Consider the following 18,882-nt stretch of genomic DNA (forward strand, 5'->3'; position numbering starts at 1 on the left):
GGCGTCTTCCGCACTGGCGGCGAAGAGTACGCCCGGAGCAACGTCAGCGTGGCGACGTTGCAGCGCGACCACGTGCGGTTGTGCCGCGAGCAAATCCGGTTCCGTCATGTGGCCAGAGGTGGCGCGCTCCGTGAGGTGGTCATCGCCGATGCCGCCCTGGCTGCGCTGGTGCGGTCGCTGCGCCGGGCACGGCCGGGCACCGAGCGCCTACTCGCCTACCGCACCGGCTCGGGGTGGCGCGAGGTCCAGTCCGAGAACGTCGACGAGCGCTACCGAGAACTGACCGGCGCGAAAACTGACCGGCGGCGATGACTTCATCGCCAAGGATCTGTGCACGTGGAACGCCACGGTGCTGGCCGCCGCAGCGTTCGCCGAGCACGAGGCCCCGCGAAGTCCGCGAGCGCGGCAACGCGTGCGTGCAGCGGTGATGCGCGAGGTCGCCGACGAGCTCGGCAACACTCCCGCCGTTGCCCGCGGTTCCTACGTCGACCCTCGGGTCGTTCAGCAGTTCGAGGCCGAGCGCAGCATCCGTCCGGCGCTCCGTCGGCTGGGCCGCGGGCTGCAGGACGCAAGCGAACGGGATGCGATCGAGCGGGCGGTCGTCCGCCTCTCGGTGGCTGAACCGCGGACCCGGGTGCCGCCTACTTCTTGCCGTTCTTCTTGCTCTTCTTCGGCCACGTTCCGGTGGCCTTCTGGAATCCGGTCGCCGCTCCCCGGTCCACCAGCGCCTTCACCCCGCCGAAGATCGCGCCGTGCACCGCCGCCGCGGTGATGACCTCCGACCACGACCGATCGGGGTCGGCGGCGTCCGGTGCGTCCTTCTCGCCGGTGGTCGCCTTCCACAGCCGGTGGAAGGCGAGCGAAGCGATGATCCCGCCCAGCACGCTCGCCACCAGGCTCAACGGTTGGTAGAGGATCCTCATTCGTCCGCCGCCTTCCGCTTGGCCACCCGACGCAGCATGACCCACAGGGTCAGCAGCATGCCGAGGACGACCGCCATCTGCTTGGGATTGCTGCGGGCGGCCGCCACGGCGTGCTCGGCCTTCTCGCGAGCCGGGGGCGGCAGCTTCGCCATGGCCTGCTCGGTCATCTGCGACGTGCGCTGCTTGACCGTTGCGGACGTCGCCCGGGCGCGGTCCTTCATCCGCGACGGGATGTCGGCCTTGTAGGCCAGTGCCTCGACCGTGTCGGCCAGGTCCGCGCGGGTGCGTTCGATGTCTTCCTTCAGCTCGGCCGTCGTCGGCTTGGCCGCCGCGGCACCATCCGGCTTGCGGTGAGCTCCGTTCATCGGTGCAGTCCTTCCTTCACCGCGTCGATGTCCGCGCGGACGTTGCCCACCGTGTCCTGGGGGACGACGGGGGTGGCTGACTTCAGTTGCTTGCGACCCAGCAGGGCCATCACGGCGGCCGCGATGAGCACGACGACCGCGACGATCAGCGTGGCCGCCCATGCCGGCAACACCAGCGCCAGTGCCAGCACGGCGGTGGCCAGCAGGGTCGCCACCCCGAACAACGCCGTGACGCCTGCGGCGCCGAGCAAGCCGGCACCCATGCCCCCGTGCTTGCCCTTGTCCCGCAGCTCCGCGACGGCGAGCTGGATCTCGTCGCGCACCAGACGGGACAGCTGCGCCGAGGCGTCCCCCACCAGTTGACCGATCGGGCGGTCCGCCGCGGGTGGCGCGGCCGCCTGGCTCGATGTGTCGACCATGCCTCTCGATGTGTCGACCATGCCTATCGCCTTCTTTCTGGGTGTGGTGACTGCCGGGTACCCCGCGTGCGCACCGAGCCATGCACCGAGCGCTCTGCCCGGGCGGGTGCCCCGGCCGCCGGTGTGTGGCCGGTCACGGTTGCGGGTAGTCCCGGCGCATGCGGCATCACAGCGTCTGGACCGCCACGGCCGACCTCCCCTCGTTCCCCGCACTCGACGACGACATCGGGGCCGACCTGGTCGTGGTGGGTGGCGGCATCGTCGGGTTGACCACCGCCCTGCTGGCCACGCAAGCCGGCTTGAGCCGCGTCGTCGTCCTGGAAGCGCGCACACTCGGGTCGGGCACGACCGGCTCGACCACCGGGAAGGTGAGCACCCAGCACGGCCTGACCTACGCGAGCCTGCGCCGGCGGTTGGGCGACGAAGCAGCCACCTGGTACGCCGCGGCGAACCAGGCGGGCATGGACAAGGTCGTCGACCTGGTCGAGGAGTTCGGCATCGAATGCGATCTCACCCGGGCGCCGTCCTACCTGTACACGCAGGAGTCGAGCAGGCGGAAGGACCTCGTCGCCGAGGCGGAGGCCGCCAACCAGGCCGGCCTGGCCGCCGAAGTGGTGACCGAGACCGATCTGCCGTACGCGGTGGCCTCCGCGGTCCGCTTCCCCGACCAGGTGCATTTCCATCCCGCGAAGTACCTGGCGGGGCTGGCCAACGCGTTCGTCGCGGCAGGTGGCCTGATCTACGAGAACTCCCGCGTCGTGCGCTACCACGAGCGCAGCGGGCGGGTGCACGTGCGAACGGCTCGCGGCACGATCCGGGCCCAGAACGCGCTGCTGGCCACGCTGCTGCCGCCCGGGCTGACCGGCGGCTTCTTCGCCAGGGCAAAGCCGGTCCGCTCGTATGCGTTCGCCGTGCGGTTGCGTGAGCAGGCTCCGGTGAGCATGTCGCTGTCGATCGACCAGCCGACCCGGTCCATCCGCCCGTGGCTGGCACCGGACGGCGGCAACGGACTGATCATCGGGGGCAACGGGCATCAGACCGGCGACAGCACCGACTACGCCGCGGCGTACGAGGATCTGCAGCGGTGGGCGGAGAACACCTTCGACGTGGACTCGTGCGAGTTCCGGTGGTCGGCGCAGGACTACCAGACCTTCGACCAGGTCCCCTACGTCGGGCGAGTCCCGCTGCACAAGTCTCTGTACGTGGCGACCGGTTTCCGCAAGTGGGGCCTGTCCAACGGGACCGCCGCCGCGCTCATGGTGCTCGACGAGATGCTGGGGCGATCGAACCCGTGGCAGAAGGTGTTCGACACCGGCCGCATCGGTGACACCCGCGCGGTGGTGCAGGCGGCCGAGCACAACCTGAAGTCGGGGGTCGAGCTCACCGGTGGTCACCTGATGCGCGCACTGCGCTCACCGGACCCCGAGCTGAAGCCGGGCGAGGGCGGCATCGTCAAGCTCAAGGGCGACACGGTCGGCGCCTACCGGGATCCCGACGGCCGGCTGCACGTGGTCAAGCCGACCTGCACCCACCTCGGCTGCCCGCTGACCTGGAACGGTGCGGAGACCAGCTGGGACTGCTCATGTCACGGCTCGCGGTTCACCGCCGACGGCGACATCCTGGAGGGCCCGGCCAAGACACCGCTGTCGCGCCCGCATGACTAGCCGGTACGCCTCGGCTCGAGCAACGCGCAGATGGCTCACGATCGCGCACTGCACCGAACTCCGTCGCTCAGCCACGTGATCCCGCACCGGACCGGCCGGGATACGCGGAAACGTGCCGTGAAGCCACGCTGCGCAGACATCGGCGGCCGGACAATCACCAGGTCGTACCGGCGTTTCAGTTCTGCATGCCATACGAGCGCTGACAGGGGTAGCCGTCGTTGGTCGCGGACCAATTGGGCGGGTAGCCGTGCTGCGCCCAGGCCGCGAACGCCTGCGGATACGAGTAGCCGTTGGCGTGCAGCCACTGGCACGGTGTCTGTCCAGTGCCCGGGGTGATGTCGATCCACGGCTGCGACTGGATCCACTCCGGCTGTGCGTACCACCGTTCGGATGCCGGGATGCGTGCCGATCCGGGCTGCGGGACGTAGACCGTGTGCGTGCGCGGGGGCTGCACATACACCGTTTTCGTCTTCGCCGGCCGCCGCTTCTTGGCCGAGGTGCGCGGCTGCGGTTGCGCGGTCGTGGTCGTGCTTGTTTCCTGCGCAGTGGTGCCCGACACCGGAACGGCCTGATTCCCGGCGACTTCACACGATGTCAGGGCGGCCGCAACCATGGCGACAAGGACGGCGGCACCGCGGGCACGCGGGCGCAGCCGATCGGCACTTCGCTGCACGGATTCCTCCCAGGTCTACGCCGCTGTTGACGCGAGCGGCTTGCCGGGGTTGTCGAGCTGTCCGCACCGTTCGTGAGCAAGAAACCGAGCGCGTTGCCGTCCCGTGACCGAGAAGCCGACCAAGGTCCCGCCGCGCCGAGCACGAGGACCCGGCCGGAAGCCCCCGCGGGCACCGAGCCGTGGCAGGCAACCGCCACGCTGGCACGCCTGCTCCACAGAGTTCCCCGCGAGCACCCCCGCGAGCACCGAGCCGTACGAGAGCCCACCCAGGAGACGTCAACAGTCCGAACAACCCCCACCGGCACCAAGCCGTGCGTGGCCGTGCCCTGAATGAGCGCAACTCGTCGTTTGCCCGCGGACGCCGGGCCCGTTCGTTCTCCTCCCCCACGTCCACGGTTGCTGTGCGCAGTGTTTGAAGGTGCACCTCTGCCGGGGAGCCACTGGAGAACCAGCGACTACGGGAAAGAGGTCAGCCATGGCACGACGGCGCGTCGTGGTGGTCGGGAGTGGCTTCGCGGGGTATCACGCGGCCAAGGCGCTCTCGGCGCAGGTGTCGCCCGACCACGTCGAGATCGTGCTGGTCAATCCCACCGACTACTTCCTGTATCTGCCGCTGCTGCCGGAAGTCGCCGCCGGTATCGTCGATCCTCGTGCCATCGCGATTCCCGTACCGGGTCGTCTCCGCAACGTACGGCTGGTACTCGGCGACGTGCGAGACATCGACCACCAGGCACACGAGCTGACCTACGTCGATCCGGAGAACACCAAACGTTCGCTGGCCTACGACCGTCTGGTGCTGTCGGTCGGCAGTGTCAACAAGCTGCTGCCGGTTCCTGGGCTGGCCGAGCACGGCCGTGGGTTCCGCGGCATTCCCGAGGCGCTGTACCTGCGGGACCACATGACCCGGCAGATCGAACTGGCCGCCGCCACCGACGACCAGGCCGAGCGGGACGCCCGCTGCACGTTCGTCGTGGTCGGGGCCGGGTACACCGGCACCGAGGTGGTCGCGCAAGGTCAGCTGTTCACCGCGTTGCTGGCCAGGAAGCGTCCCGAGCTGGCCGGCCAGCCGATCAGGTGGCTGCTGCTGGACACCGCCCCGCGGGTGCTGCCCGGCCTGGACGAGAAGATGTCCCAGGCCGCGGACGCCGTGCTGCGCCGACGTGGCGTCGAAGTCATGACGGAGATGTCGATCCGCGAGGCCACCGCGGACGGCGTCGTCCTGCAGGACGGCACGGAAGTGGCCACCCGGACCTTGCTGTGGTGCGTCGGCGTGCGGCCGGACCCGTTGGTCGAGTCGACCGGCATGGAGACCGTGCAGGGTCGCCTTGTGGTCGACGAAGAACTGCGCGTGCCCGGCTACCCGGACATCTTCGCGTGCGGGGACGCTGCCGCCGTGCCGAAACCGGGCGATCCGGGGCAGCTGTGTCCCATGACGGCGCAACACGCCGTGCGTCAGGGCAAGCTGGCCGGCCGCAACGTCGCGGCCTCTCTCGGCTACGGCACACCGCGCCGCTATCGCTATCGCGACCTGGGCTTCGTCGTCGACCTCGGCGGCAAGGACGCGGCCGCGGACCCGCTGCACATCCCGATGTCCGGTTTGCCGGCGAAGGTGATCACGCGCGGCTATCACCTGCTGGCGATGCCGGGCAACCGCGTTCGCGTGGCATTGGACTGGCTGACGGATGCTCTGTTGTCGCGTCAGCGGGTACAGCTGGGCCTGGTCCGTTCCGGCGTCGTTCCGTTGGACACCGCGGCTCCCGAGTACCCGAAGCTGTTGCCCGAGTCGGCCGACCCGATGCCGACCGCCCGCGGCGGAGAACACGGACACTAGCCACCGCCGAGGCTGACGTCGCCGCAGCCGCGTCCCTTCCCGGACAATCGAGCCGAGGAGGTTGCGCTGTGGCCGACATCCACCGGCGACGCGTCGTGCTGGCGCCGGACAAGTTCAAGGGAACACTGACGGCACGGGAAGTCGCGGAGGCGATGCTGCGCGGGGTCCCCGCCGACATCGAGGCCGACGTGGTTCCCGTCGCCGATGGCGGCGACGGCAGCGTCTACGCCGCGATCACGGCAGGCTGGCAGCCGGGAACCCTCCCCACCGTCGACGCGTGGGGAGACCGACAGGAGACCCCCGTGGCGGTGTCCGGTCGAGCTGCGATCGCCGAAGTGGCGTCGATTTGCGGGCTGGGAGCCCGCAAACCCACAGCGCAAGACGCAGCGCGTGCCTCTTCCTACGGCGTCGGCATGGTGCTGCACGGCCTCGTCACGCGCGGCTTCAACGAGATCACGCTGGGCTTGGGGGGCTCCGCCACCACCGATGCCGGCACCGGCATGCTGCGCGCCCTGGGTGTGCGGCTCCTCGACGCACACGGACGGGACGTGTTCGGTGACTCCCGCGCCCTGACGTCGGTGACCGGCGTCGACGGTCTCGAGCAGGCAACTCGCCTCTTGGACGGCGTCCAGCTCACGCTGGCATGCGACGTCGACACGCCCATGGTCGGCTCCGACGGGTCCGCGGAGATGTTCGCCGCGCAAAAAGGAGCCGATGAGCCGACGATTCACCAGCTCAGCGAGGCGTTGCGGCATGTCGCCGACGTCCTCGAACCGGCATTCGGTGTGCGCGGGGTGTGCCGGGAACCCGGATCCGGTGCCGCCGGTGGCCTCGGGTGGGCGGGCATGCTGCTCGGGGGAAAGGTCACGTCGGGAGCGCGCACGTTCCTCGAGTTGCTGGGCGCGGCGGACAAGATCGCCCATGCCGACGTGGTTGTGACCGGTGAAGGCCGCCTCGATCGGCAAACCTTGCGGGGCAAGGCACCGTATGTCGTAGCGGAACATGCGCGCAACCACGGCGTGCCGTGTGTCGCGGTCGTCGGCCACTCGAGCCTGCCTGGCTCCGCACCCGGCCCGTTCGACGAGGTCGTCGCGATCGACCGGGCCGACCCGAAGTGCATCGACGACCTGGACTTGGCCCGGAAACTGATCGCGGACGCCACCGGAAGCTTGCTCTCCCGTCACCTTTCGAGCTCACGGTGAGGCACTGCTGACGCAGCCGGCTGCAAGCTGGCTCTTTGCCACAGCCAATGCGCGGGCCACCTGCGTACGCTGGCCGAGTGGGTGGTCTGGAATCCGCGTACGCGACGCCACGTGTCGCCGCAGGCGTGCTGTTCCATCAAGGCAAGTCGCGCGTATTGATGCTGCGCACCACGTACAAGGACTATTGGGAAATTCCCGGTGGGTACGTGCAGCCGGGCGAGTCACCCCGCCAAGCGGCGCACCGGGAAGTCGCCGAAGAACTCGGCATCGATGTCCCCGTCGGGCGGCTGCTGGTCGTCGACTGGGCACCGTCGGAGCAGGAAGGCGACAAGCTGAACTTCGTCTTCGACGGTGGTGAGCTGCCGGCAGGCACGGAATTCACCTTCGCCGACGGCGAGATCTCCCTCGCCCGCTACGTCGATCTGGACGAGGTGGACGAGTACACCGTTCCCCGGCTCGCCCGCCGGATTCACTGCGCCGCGCACGCCGACCAGGTGCGCTACCTCGAGCACGGAGTCCCGGCCGGCTCCTGACGTGCTCGCGCCTTGCTCGCAGCGTCCTGGTGTCCGCGCCGATGGCCGGTCGCTGCCACGGGCCGCTCAGCAGCCGGATTCGTCCGTAGCATCGCCTGATGCCGCTGACCGGCAGACAGGGAAGGAACTGAACAGCGCATGGCCATCGAACTACGCACGCGACTGCGCCGCGCCGGTGCCGGGGCACTCGCGGCTGCCGCACTCACCCTCACGATGTCGCCGGCCGATGCCGCCGCGACACCGACCGCACCGGCCACCGAGGCGACGGCGAGCGCGAGCCTGCAAACCGTCTCCACATGCTGGAGCGGCGGGAAACGGCTCAAGCACTTCGCGGTCAAGGCCGGTAGCCGCACCGTCGGCTACGTGAACGTCTACCGCTACAGCGGGAAGAGCAAGTGCGCGCAATTCATCCACGCCGGGGCGGCCAAGGGCAAGGCCCGGTACACCACGATCCGCGTGGTCGCCGGCAGCCTCTCGCTCTACAACGGCGGAACGACCACCCAGAAGTCGGTCGGCATCAAGGCCCTCGGCTACACCTGCATCACCGCGCGCGGAACCATCAACTGGTCGGGCAAGACGCGTTCGCGGAGCGTGCGCGCCTGCAGCAGCTGACCAGCCGGCCACCGAGCCACGAGGCGCCCGGGTCGTCCCGGGCGCCTCGTTCGTTTCGCTCCAAGATGTCGCGGGCGTCACGCATACTGCCCAGGGCGTGCTGACCCGGCATCGTCCTCCTCGCCTGCGCCCGCCGTGCCCGGCCACGCGTCGGTCGGCAAGGCCGGACACGCAGTGGTGAAGTGATCGCTGATGGAATCAGTCACCTGCCGTGATGAAGCCGTCGAGGCCAAGTCATGATCAAATTCGGCAGCACACCACCCAATTCTGAAATTCGTCCGATTTCCTTCCCTCACTCAGGTATTTCTGCCGTCGCAGGCGGGACGACCACCTGATCGGCAGATTCCCGTTTCCGGCGGATCTGGCACCGTGGTATCCCGCAGGTCTTCAGCAAGCGGTGCAGCGTTCGAGTTCCGGAGGCAAAGCCCAGGTGGCCGCGGTTGATCACAGAAAAGCACACCCAGCGACGACGAGTACACCGTCATGCAGGATTGATGCACCCGGGCGGCGCAACCCGTCGACACGGTCGATGAACGACAATCCGCGTCTTCCCACGTAATGGGAGCATCTTGCCGCCACGCACGAAACCATTCGAGCGCTGACGTCCACGTGACCGTGGCAGCCCAGTGAACGGCGACCGATCGTGCCGCCCGAACGGCCGCGCGATCGACTGTGATCTTGCTACCAGCTGGCCGATCGGCCGGAAACGGAGAATCCCGTGTCGTCCTCACCCACACCACACCATCCGGGCCAACCCGTCACGAACATCTCCTACGGCGGTCAAGCCGTGCAAGGCGTCGACGTCAAGGGCAACATCGCCATCCAGGCCGCGGCCCCGGCGACGTCCCCGACCGACATCGCCGCGGAACTGGAGGCGCTGCGGCACCAGCTGGACCGCGCAGCCACCGAGGGGCGCATCGACGCCGACACGGTCGAGGCCGCGCACGACGAGCTCGCCCAAGCCCGCTCCGCCCTCCGCCAGAAGACGCCACACAGCGAAAAACGGGTGGTCATGGCGTTGAAACGGCTACGAGGGCTGGTCGCTGACGCCGCCGACATCGCCGCCAAGGTAGCCGTCGTGCTGACCGCGCTGGGGGTGCAGTCATGACCGAGTCGCCGCAACCGGTCGGCAACCTGGCAGGAGGAAACGCCAAAGGCGTCTTCCAGGGCCACACCGTCGAGGACAACATCGCGATCGACGGTGACGACAACGTCGCGATCATCGACTCCACGCTGTATCTGGGCTCCGACGAGCTGTCGGCCGAGGAAAAATTCGAACGCGGCCTGCGCTGCCTGGACCACGGCGTGCCGAGCAAGGCTCGCGAGTACCTGAAGGACGCGCTGGCAGCGGGAATGACCAACCCGGAGGTCTACTTCCACCTGGTGCTCGCGGTGTTCAGCAAGCGCTCTCGCCGCGAATTGACCGCGGAGGATCACCACCTGCTCGACGACATCGCGGGCAAGATCGCCCGGTGCTCGAAAGACCGGTGGACCACCGCACTCCAGGCAATCTTCCAGCTGATCGGTCAATCCGAGAAAAATGCCGACGACGAAACGGCCGGCTGGCGAATTTTCGCCGGATTGCCACCGGACATCCGCGAGAAGATCACCCGACATCTGGAACTGGTGCTGTCCAGCAGCATCACCGACGCGTTGTGGGAATCCACCAAAGAATCCGCAAGGAAAGCCCAGCTCGACAACAACCGGACACAACGGGCTTGGATATTCTTCCAGCCCAGACCTGCCGGGCCGCGGGCGCGGCAACCGATTCAGCCACAGGTGTTCGACCACACCCGGACGATCGTCTACTCGGTGCTCGGCGGGCTGGCCATTCTGTTTCTCGGCTGGCTGGTGGTCAGCGAACCCGCGCTGGCCCCGATCGCCGCTTACCTGATCAGCATCCCGGCGGCGTACCTCGGCGGTCGCGCGGCGTTCGACTGGAAGTACCGAGCCGGCAGGCTGGCCGAGCTGGATCGCATTCGCCAGGGGCTGGTGTGGGTGAACCACGCCCCGCAGGACGGTTTCACCGACCGGGTACGCCAGTCGTTCGAGCACTACTTCGGCAAGTTCCGGCCCCCGGGAGTGTCCGCAGAGCGCTGGCTGGAGGAAACCGAAGGAGTCCGGCACCAGCTCAGCGACGAGCTGGCCGAGATCTACCGGGAACAGCGGGTCACCGTCGGTCAGATCAACTGGCTGATCCGGTTCCTGGCCCAGGACGTCCGCGACCGGTACACCAGCGGGCAGTGGCAAGCCGAGCGGGATGCGGTGCGCGTCTCCGCCAACACCCAGCTGACGTGTGTGGGTTCTCTCGGTGTCGCCGCCGTTGCGGCCCTTGTGGCGCTCTATCACGCGGTGATGAACGCACCCGTGCAGGCAGTCATCGCGATCGTGGTCGCGGCTGCGGCCGGTCGCGTCGCAGTGCCGGGCTGGTGGACCTACGTGTCAGAACGCCGCCGCTACGCGGACGACCTGCACGAGTACACCAAAGCCAAGACGGCACGAGAGATCGCGTACCAGGAGTGGGCGCGTTTCCTGCGAGAGAACCGCCCGTCGGAAGCGGAGATGGAAGCCTGGCTGAACGCGGACCGGGCCGTGCTCCTGGACCGCGCGCTCAACGTCTACAAGCTCCGCAAGAGCGACGTCGTCGAGTACAGCTTCCTGCTCACTCCGGCTCGTCCGTGCCAGTCCGCTCGGGCGCGCGGCGGCCCGGCCCGCTACTCCCGCTACAACGTGCTGCTGGTCCTGGTGTCCCGCGACGGGGTCCGGGAGTTCGGCACCGAACTGCAGTTCACCAAGGCGACCTTCGTCGGCGAGGAGCGCAGGAACTATCGCTTCGACGCCATCTCGTCGGTCGACGTGACCAGGCGCCCCGACCAAGGTCATTCCTTGTCGCTCACGCTGACCAACGGTCCGACACGCACCGTGGAAATCCCTCCCCCGCGATCCGGCGACGACGCCGGTGACCTGCCCCCGATCGGCTTGTCGCCGGAGGAGCTGGACAAGCAGGTGGCGAGCATCGACCTGGACATGGCCGGCTTCCAGCACACACTGCACCTGCTCGAAGGCATCGCCGCCGAAGGCAGGCGGTGGCTGGACCGCACCCTCACCGAGGCCCGTCGGGACCGCTGGCGCGACGACGCCGCCTAGTCGCCGCAGCCCCCTCGCCCAGCGGACCGGCGTTCCGGGAAGGTCGCGGTAGCCGCCGAGCCGAGCCCTCCTCCATCACCTGCCTCCCCGGCTCGGCAAGCCGCACCGCGACCTTCCCTTCTAGCGCCAATGACTTCCATGACGCAGCACGGCACCGATTCCGTGCCCGGATTCCACCGGTCAGCCGATCGCCGTCTGCGGATCGGCCATGGGCCGGGCGTCGACCCGAGCCGCTTCACCCAGCGTGCGTCCTTTGGTTTCCGGAGCCCAGGCGATGCACACCAGCAGGCCGGCGGCGGTGATGACGGCGCCGAGCATCATGGTGGTGCCCAGTCCCAGGTGCGTCAGGCTGTAGGGCAGCAGGTAGGTGCCGATCGCGGCGCCGATCCGGCTGGCCGAAGTCGCGATGCCAACCGCGGTGCCCCGGATCTCCGTAGGGAACAGCTCGGTCGGATACGCCCACTCCAGGATGTTCGGACCGCCGGAGAACAGCGCGTACGCGCAGAAAGCCACCACCACGACCCACGGGGCCGCGTCAGGCACGACACCGAGGACGGCCAGCGGCACGGTCATCAGCGCGAACGAGTAGATGATCAGTCGGCGGCGTCCGATGCGGTCGATGAGCCAGATGGCAGGGAACAGGCCCACCAAGAACACGACGCTGATCAGGACCTGGCCGAGCAGGGATTGCTCGGAGATCTTGAAGGCAGCGAGGATGGTGGGCCCGTACGTGTAGAGCGCAAACAGCGGGATGATCTGGAAGGTCCAGAACAGGGACACGAACAGCGTCCGCTTGAGGTACCCGCTCTTGAAAGCGCTCCAGAAGGTCATGCCGCTCGGCGACTCGTCGGAGATGAGCGCGTCCAACTCGGCGTCGGTGCACTCGTGCCCGAGCGAGGTGCTGATGACCTCGCGCGCCTTGTCCCGCTCACCGTTGGCCACCAGCCACCGCGGCGATTCCGGGGCATGCCGCCGCGCGATCATGATGACCACGGTCGGCACGGCGGCACTCGCCAGCACCCACCGCCACGAGTCGTCGCCGAGCAGCTCGACCATGCCGTAGCCGACCACCGTCGCGGCACAGGCGCCGGTGAACCACCACGCCATCAACTGCCCCATTGCGCGCCCACGTTCCTTGCGGGGCAGCCATTCAGACAAGATCGCCGTGGCGATCGGATAGTCGGCGCCGATGGCGATGCCGAGCACCAAGCGCAAGACGATCAGCTGCCAGCCCTCCTGCACGAACAGGCACAGCGCCGAACCGATCGCCAGCGCCGCCAGATCCACCGTGTACATCAGCTTGCGGCCGATGATGTCGGTGACCCGGCCGAACGCCAGACCGCCGACGAACAGGCCGACCAGCGCCGCAGCGCCGACCAGGCCCAACTCGGTCTCGTCCAGACGCAGCTGCTGCTGAATGAGCGCACTGACCACGCCGATGTTGGTCAGCACGTAGCCGTCCACGAACGGCCCACCGGCGCTGAGCAGAACCATTTTCCGGTGGAACGAACCATATGGTGCTTCGTCGATCACTGACTGAGCCATGGCATTCTCCGAAGGTGCCGAAACAGGAAACCGACAACGGGAAGCTGCGCGAGGACTCTCGGCAGGCATGACGTCACGGCGAGCGGCCTCACCTCGCCGGGGTCCACGGATTACGGGTGCCGACCGTCCATCCACCGTCCACGACGATCTCCGCTCCGCTGCAGTAGGAGCTGTCGTCGGAGGCGAGGAACGCCGCGACCGCGGCGATTTCCGCGGGCTGTCCGATACGGCCGAGCGGTGCCTTGGCGTACTCCTCTGGCACCACGCCGCCCGGCGCGCCCATCTCGGTGGACACGCCGCCGGGATGGATCATGTTGACCCGGATTCCGAGCGGACCGAACTCACCGACCGCGGCCTTGGACATGGCCAGCAGGGCCGACTTGGTCGAGGCGTATGCGGCGGTGTAGTCCAGCGGCGCATACGCCGAAATCGACACGATGTTGACGATGGAGCCGTGACCGATCTCCGCCATGTGCGGGGCCAGGGTCTGCATGCCCAGGAAGACCCCGATCTGATTGACGTCGATCAGTTTCCGGTACGTCTGCAGTGGCGTTTCGGTGATCGGCCCCTGGTGGTAGATCCCGGCGTTGTTGATCAGCACGTCCACGTACCCGAAGGCCGATTTCGCGGTGGCCAATGCGGCTGACCACTGATCCGGGTCACTGACGTCCAGGTGCACCGAGATCGCTCGATCGGCGCCGAGGTCGGCCGCGACCTTGTTCGCTTCGACATCCCGGACATCGGCGATCACGACCTTCGCTCCGCGTTCGACGAACAGGCGTGCTTCGGCCTCGCCTTGTCCACGGGCCGCGCCGGTGATCAGGGCAACCTTGCCGGTGAGTTCGGCCATGGCTGTCTCCGCTCGGAATCACGAGGCGATCGACGTCGCGGGGACCGCGAGAGCGCTGAGGATGTCCTGGGCGGCGGCGAATCCCGATTGCACGGCCGTCTCGGTGTACCAGGTGCCGAGATAGTCCCCGGCGAGCATGATGCGGCTGGAACGCCGGGTGAGCGTTGGCTGGAGTTCGCCGCGCCGCGGGAAGCAATAGGCCAGGCCCTGCGGCCATCGCTGTACATGCGCCTCTTCCACCAGGGACGGAAAGCCCGGGAAGATGTCGTCGAGATCCCGGTAGTAGACGTCGAGAATCTCGTCGTCGCTTTTGTCCAGCAGCGCCCGGGCCAATTGGGCGGGCGAGAACACCATGATGCTGCTGCCCCGGCCACGCGACCGTTCGATCGCCCGGATGGTGTTGGACATGTTGAAGAACACGTTGAAGGCCCGCTTCGGTGTCGCGATCGCATAGGCGTCGTCCCACACCTGGGGCGTGGACTCGTTGGTCAAAATGGCGACCGAGACGTACGGGCCGTACACGATCTTGCTCAACGCCGCACGGACGTCGGCTTCCAGATCCGGGGCGATCCGGTGCGCGATCGGAGCGGGAATGGCCAGCACGGCGTACCGGGCCTTGATCTCGTGCTCCTTGCCCGCGTGCTGGTAGCGCACGACGACGTGGTCCTTGGCGTGCACGACCTCGTGCGCTTCCGCCTGGAGTTTCGCGGCAGGTCCGAGGCTGGCGCCGAGCGTCTCGGTCAGCGTCGACGGCCCGCCGACGATGTTCCGGGAGAGTCCGCCGGTACGGCTCCACACCAGCTGGAAGTAGCCGACTCCGGCACCGGCCGAGATCTGCTCCGGATCACCCGCCGATCGGCTGACAGTAGGCCGGAACAACGCGTCGGCGTCGGCCGGGAGCTGCCCGACGAAGTCGGTGAAGGTGCGATCTCCGAGGAAGTCGTAGATGCGCTGCTGCCGGACGCGGTAGTCCTCACCGTCTCGCGGCGCGCAGACCTTGCTGTACCTCATCACGGCGAGGCGGACCTTGATGCCCGCCCTGACCACGGCGGCCCGATCTCGCCAGGACATCGGCACCCGGAACGGATAGCTGGCGACCGGTCCGGACGTGATCACCTTCCCGTTCATGGCCAGGCCGGTGAGGGTGCCGGGCACCGGTACCGAGTCGATGCCGATGGCGTCCGTCAGGGCCCCGGTGGCGGAGCCTGGCCCGTTGTAGACGTGCGCTCCCCAGTTCAACCAGTAGGGGCCGCGGCGTTCGGACCGGATACGACCGCCGAAGCGGGTGCCCTTTTCGAGCAGGAGGATGTCGCGGTGACGCAAGCGGTGCGCCGCAGCCAGGCCGGCGAGGCCACCTCCGATGACAACTGCGTCGTACACTTCGGTTCCTTTCGACCGGGTCAGATCGCCCAGCACAGGCGGTAGGCGTCCAAGATCGCCGCGTGAATGTTGCGGCTGGTCACGGCGTCGCCGATGCGGAAGAGCTGGAAGGAACCGGACTCGTTCCGCACGATGCGTTGCGGCGACAGGCTGATCAGCGCCGGGTAATCGACGGCTCCGTGATTCACCGACAGGTCCTTGAGGTCGAAGTAGAGGTTGTCCACCGGCACGGTGCCGTGCTCGACCACGACCTGGTCGACGATGCGCGTCTCGGTGGCTTGCGAGTACTCGTTCACCAGCGTCGCTTTGATGCGCCGGTCGCTGGTTCGCTCCACGGCCACCACGCGCGTGTTGAGCGTCGTGGTCACCGAGTGGTCGGCGAACACTGTCAGGTATGCGGGATAGTTGGTGCTGCCGACCAGCGGGGCGACGGTGCGTTCGGGAGTGACGATCTCGAGATCCGCGCCGGAGGTGGCGATCATCTCGGCCGCGCTCATCCCGGGGTGATCGCCGTTGTCGTCGTACAGCAGGACCGACTGCTTCGGCTTCGCCTCCCCGGTCAGGATCTGCCAGCTGTCCGTCACCAGATCCGCGGGCCCGTCCACACCACCGGTGTTCGGGATTCCACCGGTGGCAACGATGACGACGTCGGGATCCTCCGCCAGCACGTCGTCCGACTCGGCGACGGTGTTGTAGTGGATCTTCACCCCGAGGCGTTCGCATTCCTGCACGCGCCAGTCGACGATGCCGATCAGGTCACGCCGCCGGGGAAGACGGGCGGCGACTGCAACCTGTCCACCCGGCTGGCTGTTGGCCTCGAACACGGTCACCGAGTGGCCGCGCTCGGCCAGCACCCTGGCTGCCTCCAGGCCGGCGGGGCCCGCACCCACGACGACCGCGGTCTTCGGGCTGCTGCTCGGCTCGATGGTGTGGGGCAGCTGGAACTCCCGTCCGGTCGCCGCATTGTGCACGCAGAGGGCGTCCGCCCCCTCGTACACCCGGTCGATGCAGTAGCCGGCACCCACGCACGGCCGAATACGGTCTTCCTCCTTGGCAGCGACCCGCCGCATCACATGCGGATCGGCCATGTGCGCCCGGGTCATGCCGACCATGTCGAGCAGACCTTCTGCGATGGCGTACCGGGCCGTCGCCAGGTCGTTGATCCGCCCGGCATGCATGACCGGAACGTCCAGCGCCCGTTTCACCTCTCCGGCGAACGCGAGATGGGCCGCGGCCGGGGTGCCCATCGGGGCGATGACCCTGGACAGGTTGTTGTCGGTGTCCAAACTGCCCCGGATCACGCTGAGAAAGTCGATCCCCTCCGCGACCAGGCGGCGCGCGATCTCGATTCCGTCGCCGGCGGTGAGGCCGCCGGGTCGCGCTTCGTCGACGGCCATGCGCAGCCCGACGACGAATTCGTTGCCCACGCGGCGCCGGATGGCTCGGATCACCTCGATCGGAAACCGCAGGCGACGCTCGAAGTCCCCGCCCCATTCGTCGTCGCGATGGTTGGTCGCCGGGGACCAGAACTGATCGAGCAGATGCCCGTTGGCCATGAGCTCGATGCCATCCATTCCGCCCGCCCGGCAGCGCTCGGCGGCGTCCGCGTAGGCGGCGACGATCCGCTCGATGTCCCAGTCCTCGGCGACTTTCGGGAAGGCCCGGTGCTGGGGTTCTCGGTCGCCCGATGCCGAGACGACCGGCAGCCAGTCGCCCGCGTAGTTGCTGGTGCGGCGGCCCGCATGGGTCACCTGACACATGACCAGCGCACCGTGCTGGTGCACCGCGTCCGCGATCGCAGCCAGATACGGGACCACCTCGTCGCGATACAGCGCGATGTTGTTGACGAAGGCGGGTGAATCGGGGGCGACGCACGCCGCGCCACCCATCATGGTCAGCGCAAGACCGCCTTTGGCCTTCTCCTCGTGGTACCGGAGATACCGCTCCTTCGGCATCCCGTCCTCGGCGTACGCGGGTTCGTGCGACGTGCTGACCACCCGGTTCCTCAGCCGCAGGTGCTTGAGCCGGAACGGATCGAGCAGCGGATCGGTCGTTGCCATGGGTCTACTCCGTTGCGCGGGTAGGCGTCAGACGCCCATGTACGGGTATCGGTAGTCGGTGTCGGGCGCGAGGTTCTCCTTGATGAACCGACCGCTCACCCACCGCTGCAGGGCCAACGGTGAGCCGATCTTGTCGTTGGTGCCGGACGCCCGGGCACCCGCGAACTGCTGCCTGCCGATCAGCATCCCGGCGCACTTGTCGTTGATCGCCAGATAGCCAGCGGCGTCCCGCAACACGTCCAGTGCCTCGTTGATCGCCTTGCGGTCGGTGGCGTAGACGGATGCGGTCAGACCGTAGGGGCTGGTCCGGTCGGCCAGCTTCAAGGTGTCCAGCCAGTCCCGGTCCTCGTAGACGTACACCGTGAGCAGCGGCCCGAAGAACTCCGTGGTCATGGTGAAGGCCATCGGGTCGGTGGTCTCGAAAATGGTCGGGCGCACGAAGTACCCGACTTCCTTCGACGTGGTCCCACCGGCCACCACCGTGTGGGTTCCGGACGAGTTCGCCCGCGCGATGGCGTCGGCCAGGCGGTCGTGCGCGGCCTCGTCAATCACCGCGCCGAGGAACGTGCGGTGGTCAGCGACGTCACCTACCACGAGCGATTCGGTCTGCTCGGCGAGCCGGTCCTTCAACCGCTTCCAGATGCTGCGCGGGATGTAGGCGCGCGACGCGGCCGAGCATTTCTGTCCTTGGAATTCGAACGCGCCCCTGGTCAGACCGGTGAGCAGGGCCTGCAGATCGGCCGACGGGTGGGCGACCACCGCGTTCTTGCCACCGGTCTCCCCCACCAGCCGCGGGTAGTTGCGGTAGATGTCGATGTTCTTGGCGACCTTCTTCCACAGCTCGCGGAACACCTGGGTGGAGCCGACGAAGGCCAATCCGGCGAAGTTCGGGTCGGCCATGGCGACGTCGGTGACGAGCTTGCCATCGCCGTGCACGGTGTTGATGACGCCGGGCGGCAGCCCTGCTTCCTCGAAGACCCGCCGGACGACGTCCGAGCTCAACGCGGACTTCTCCGACGGCTTCCACACCACGGTGTTGCCCATCATCGCCGCCATGGCGGGCAGATTGCCGGCGATGTTGGTGAAGTTGAACGGGCTGACGGCGAGCACGAAGCCTTCCAGCCCCCGCTGGTCCAGGTAGTTGTTCTCGCCTTGCACCGAACGGGGCTGCCGGGTGTAGATCTCTTCGGCGTAGTAGGCGTTGTACCGCAGCAGGTCGGCCAGCTCGCACACGCCGTCGATCTCGGCCTGGTGGAACGTCTTGGACTGATTCAGCATGGTGGCGGCGTTGACCTCGTCGCGGTACTTGCCGGTCAACAGCTCGGCCGCGCGCAGGAACACAGAGATGCGTTCCCACCACGGCAGGCGGGACCATTCGTGCCGTGCTTCCAACGCGGCCGTGATCGCGTCGCGGACGTGCTGCTCGTCGGCCAGGCTGAGCCTGCCGATCACTCGGCGATGCTCGTGGGGCACCACGACCGGCATGGACCGCTCAGTTTCGAAGACCTTGTCGCCGATGGCCAGCGGGATCGGCTGGGTGAGCTCGGAAAGCCGCTTGATCTCCGCCTTCAGCGACTCGGCCTCGGGCGAACCCGGCCGGTATTCCCGGACCGGCTCGTTCTGTGGAGCCGGTACGCGGAAGTTTCCTTGCACGGGATGGTTGACACCAATCACGGGG

The 18,882-nt window shown here is 68.0% G+C and carries 17 protein-coding genes; 8 read left to right on the top strand and 9 right to left on the bottom strand.

The features are described from left to right. Window positions 1-48: 48 nt before the first annotated feature. Window positions 49-312: a hypothetical protein gene (locus CXP56_RS17185; protein WP_286901958.1), complete on the top strand. Its 264-nt coding sequence runs from the start codon at window positions 49-51 to the stop codon at window positions 310-312. Between the two features lie 329 nt (window positions 313-641). Here the strand turns inward: CXP56_RS17185 and CXP56_RS17190 are convergent, their stop codons facing one another. The 3 genes from CXP56_RS17190 to CXP56_RS17200 are packed head-to-tail and all read right to left on the bottom strand — an operon-like array spanning window position 642 to window position 1,707. Next, window positions 642-923, bottom strand: a complete 282-nt coding sequence (locus CXP56_RS17190; RefSeq protein WP_028847237.1) for a DUF4235 domain-containing protein — start codon at window positions 921-923, stop codon at window positions 642-644. Beyond that, window positions 920-1,288 (bottom strand): DUF3618 domain-containing protein, encoded by a 369-nt coding sequence (locus tag CXP56_RS17195; protein WP_038044788.1) that lies wholly within the window; start codon window positions 1,286-1,288, stop codon window positions 920-922. The genes CXP56_RS17190 and CXP56_RS17195 overlap by 4 nt, the downstream gene beginning before the upstream one ends. Then, window positions 1,285-1,707: a phage holin family protein gene (locus CXP56_RS17200; RefSeq protein WP_286901962.1), complete on the bottom strand. Its 423-nt coding sequence runs from the start codon at window positions 1,705-1,707 to the stop codon at window positions 1,285-1,287. Before CXP56_RS17200 ends, CXP56_RS17195 begins: the two co-directional genes overlap by 4 nt. A 158-nt stretch (window positions 1,708-1,865) precedes the next feature. Here CXP56_RS17200 and CXP56_RS17205 point away from each other — a divergent pair, with 158 nt between their 5' ends. Beyond that, complete coding sequence (locus tag CXP56_RS17205; RefSeq protein ID WP_028847239.1) at window positions 1,866-3,371, top strand: FAD-dependent oxidoreductase; 1,506 nt, start codon at window positions 1,866-1,868, stop codon at window positions 3,369-3,371. A 175-nt stretch (window positions 3,372-3,546) separates the two neighbouring features. Here the strand turns inward: CXP56_RS17205 and CXP56_RS17210 are convergent, their stop codons facing one another. Beyond that, window positions 3,547-3,930 (bottom strand): hypothetical protein, encoded by a 384-nt coding sequence (locus tag CXP56_RS17210; RefSeq protein WP_156899151.1) that lies wholly within the window; start codon window positions 3,928-3,930, stop codon window positions 3,547-3,549. Between the two features lie 589 nt (window positions 3,931-4,519). Between CXP56_RS17210 and CXP56_RS17215 the strand changes: the two genes are divergently transcribed. The 6 genes from CXP56_RS17215 (at window position 4,520) to CXP56_RS17240 (ending at window position 11,369) form a co-directional block, all read left to right on the top strand. Further along, entirely contained in the window at window positions 4,520-5,875 is a 1,356-nt protein-coding gene (locus CXP56_RS17215) for an NAD(P)/FAD-dependent oxidoreductase (protein WP_286901964.1), read from the top strand. A gap of 68 nt (window positions 5,876-5,943) precedes the next feature. Then, window positions 5,944-7,077, top strand: coding sequence for a glycerate kinase (locus CXP56_RS17220; RefSeq protein WP_038044789.1), 1,134 nt, complete (start codon window positions 5,944-5,946; stop codon window positions 7,075-7,077). 77 nt (window positions 7,078-7,154) lie between these two features. Continuing rightward, window positions 7,155-7,610, top strand: a complete 456-nt coding sequence (locus tag CXP56_RS17225; protein WP_038044790.1) for an NUDIX domain-containing protein — start codon at window positions 7,155-7,157, stop codon at window positions 7,608-7,610. Window positions 7,611-7,748: 138 nt separating this feature from the next. After that, the gene (locus CXP56_RS17230) at window positions 7,749-8,222 is read left to right on the top strand and encodes a hypothetical protein (protein ID WP_028847242.1); all 474 of its coding nucleotides are present in this window, start codon (window positions 7,749-7,751) and stop codon (window positions 8,220-8,222) included. A 718-nt stretch (window positions 8,223-8,940) separates the two neighbouring features. Continuing rightward, the gene (locus CXP56_RS17235; protein WP_156899152.1) at window positions 8,941-9,330 is read left to right on the top strand and encodes a hypothetical protein; all 390 of its coding nucleotides are present in this window, start codon (window positions 8,941-8,943) and stop codon (window positions 9,328-9,330) included. Continuing rightward, window positions 9,327-11,369, top strand: a complete 2,043-nt coding sequence (locus tag CXP56_RS17240) for a hypothetical protein (RefSeq protein ID WP_286901967.1) — start codon at window positions 9,327-9,329, stop codon at window positions 11,367-11,369. The genes CXP56_RS17235 and CXP56_RS17240 overlap by 4 nt, the downstream gene beginning before the upstream one ends. 180 nt (window positions 11,370-11,549) lie before the next feature. On the opposite strand, the gene CXP56_RS17245 is transcribed toward CXP56_RS17240, so the two are convergent. From CXP56_RS17245 to pruA, 5 genes are all read right to left on the bottom strand, one after another. After that, the gene (locus CXP56_RS17245; protein ID WP_286901968.1) at window positions 11,550-12,914 is read right to left on the bottom strand and encodes an MFS transporter; all 1,365 of its coding nucleotides are present in this window, start codon (window positions 12,912-12,914) and stop codon (window positions 11,550-11,552) included. Between the two features lie 88 nt (window positions 12,915-13,002). Further along, window positions 13,003-13,764 carry an SDR family NAD(P)-dependent oxidoreductase gene (locus tag CXP56_RS17250; RefSeq protein WP_028847246.1) on the bottom strand — a complete coding sequence of 254 codons (762 nt, stop codon included), beginning with the start codon at window positions 13,762-13,764 and terminating at the stop codon, window positions 13,003-13,005. 18 nt (window positions 13,765-13,782) lie between these two features. Next, a complete protein-coding gene (locus CXP56_RS17255; RefSeq protein WP_028847247.1) occupies window positions 13,783-15,144 on the bottom strand; it encodes an FAD-dependent oxidoreductase in 1,362 nt (453 codons plus the stop codon). A gap of 20 nt (window positions 15,145-15,164) precedes the next feature. Further along, the gene (locus CXP56_RS17260) at window positions 15,165-17,204 is read right to left on the bottom strand and encodes an FAD-dependent oxidoreductase (RefSeq protein WP_028847248.1); all 2,040 of its coding nucleotides are present in this window, start codon (window positions 17,202-17,204) and stop codon (window positions 15,165-15,167) included. A gap of 27 nt (window positions 17,205-17,231) precedes the next feature. After that, a complete protein-coding gene (gene pruA, locus CXP56_RS17265; RefSeq protein ID WP_028847249.1) occupies window positions 17,232-18,878 on the bottom strand; it encodes an L-glutamate gamma-semialdehyde dehydrogenase in 1,647 nt (548 codons plus the stop codon). Window positions 18,879-18,882 lie beyond the last annotated feature (4 nt).

This window comes from Thermocrispum sp. (genome assembly GCF_002919275.1).
Lineage (GTDB): Bacteria > Actinomycetota > Actinomycetes > Mycobacteriales > Pseudonocardiaceae > Thermocrispum > Thermocrispum agreste.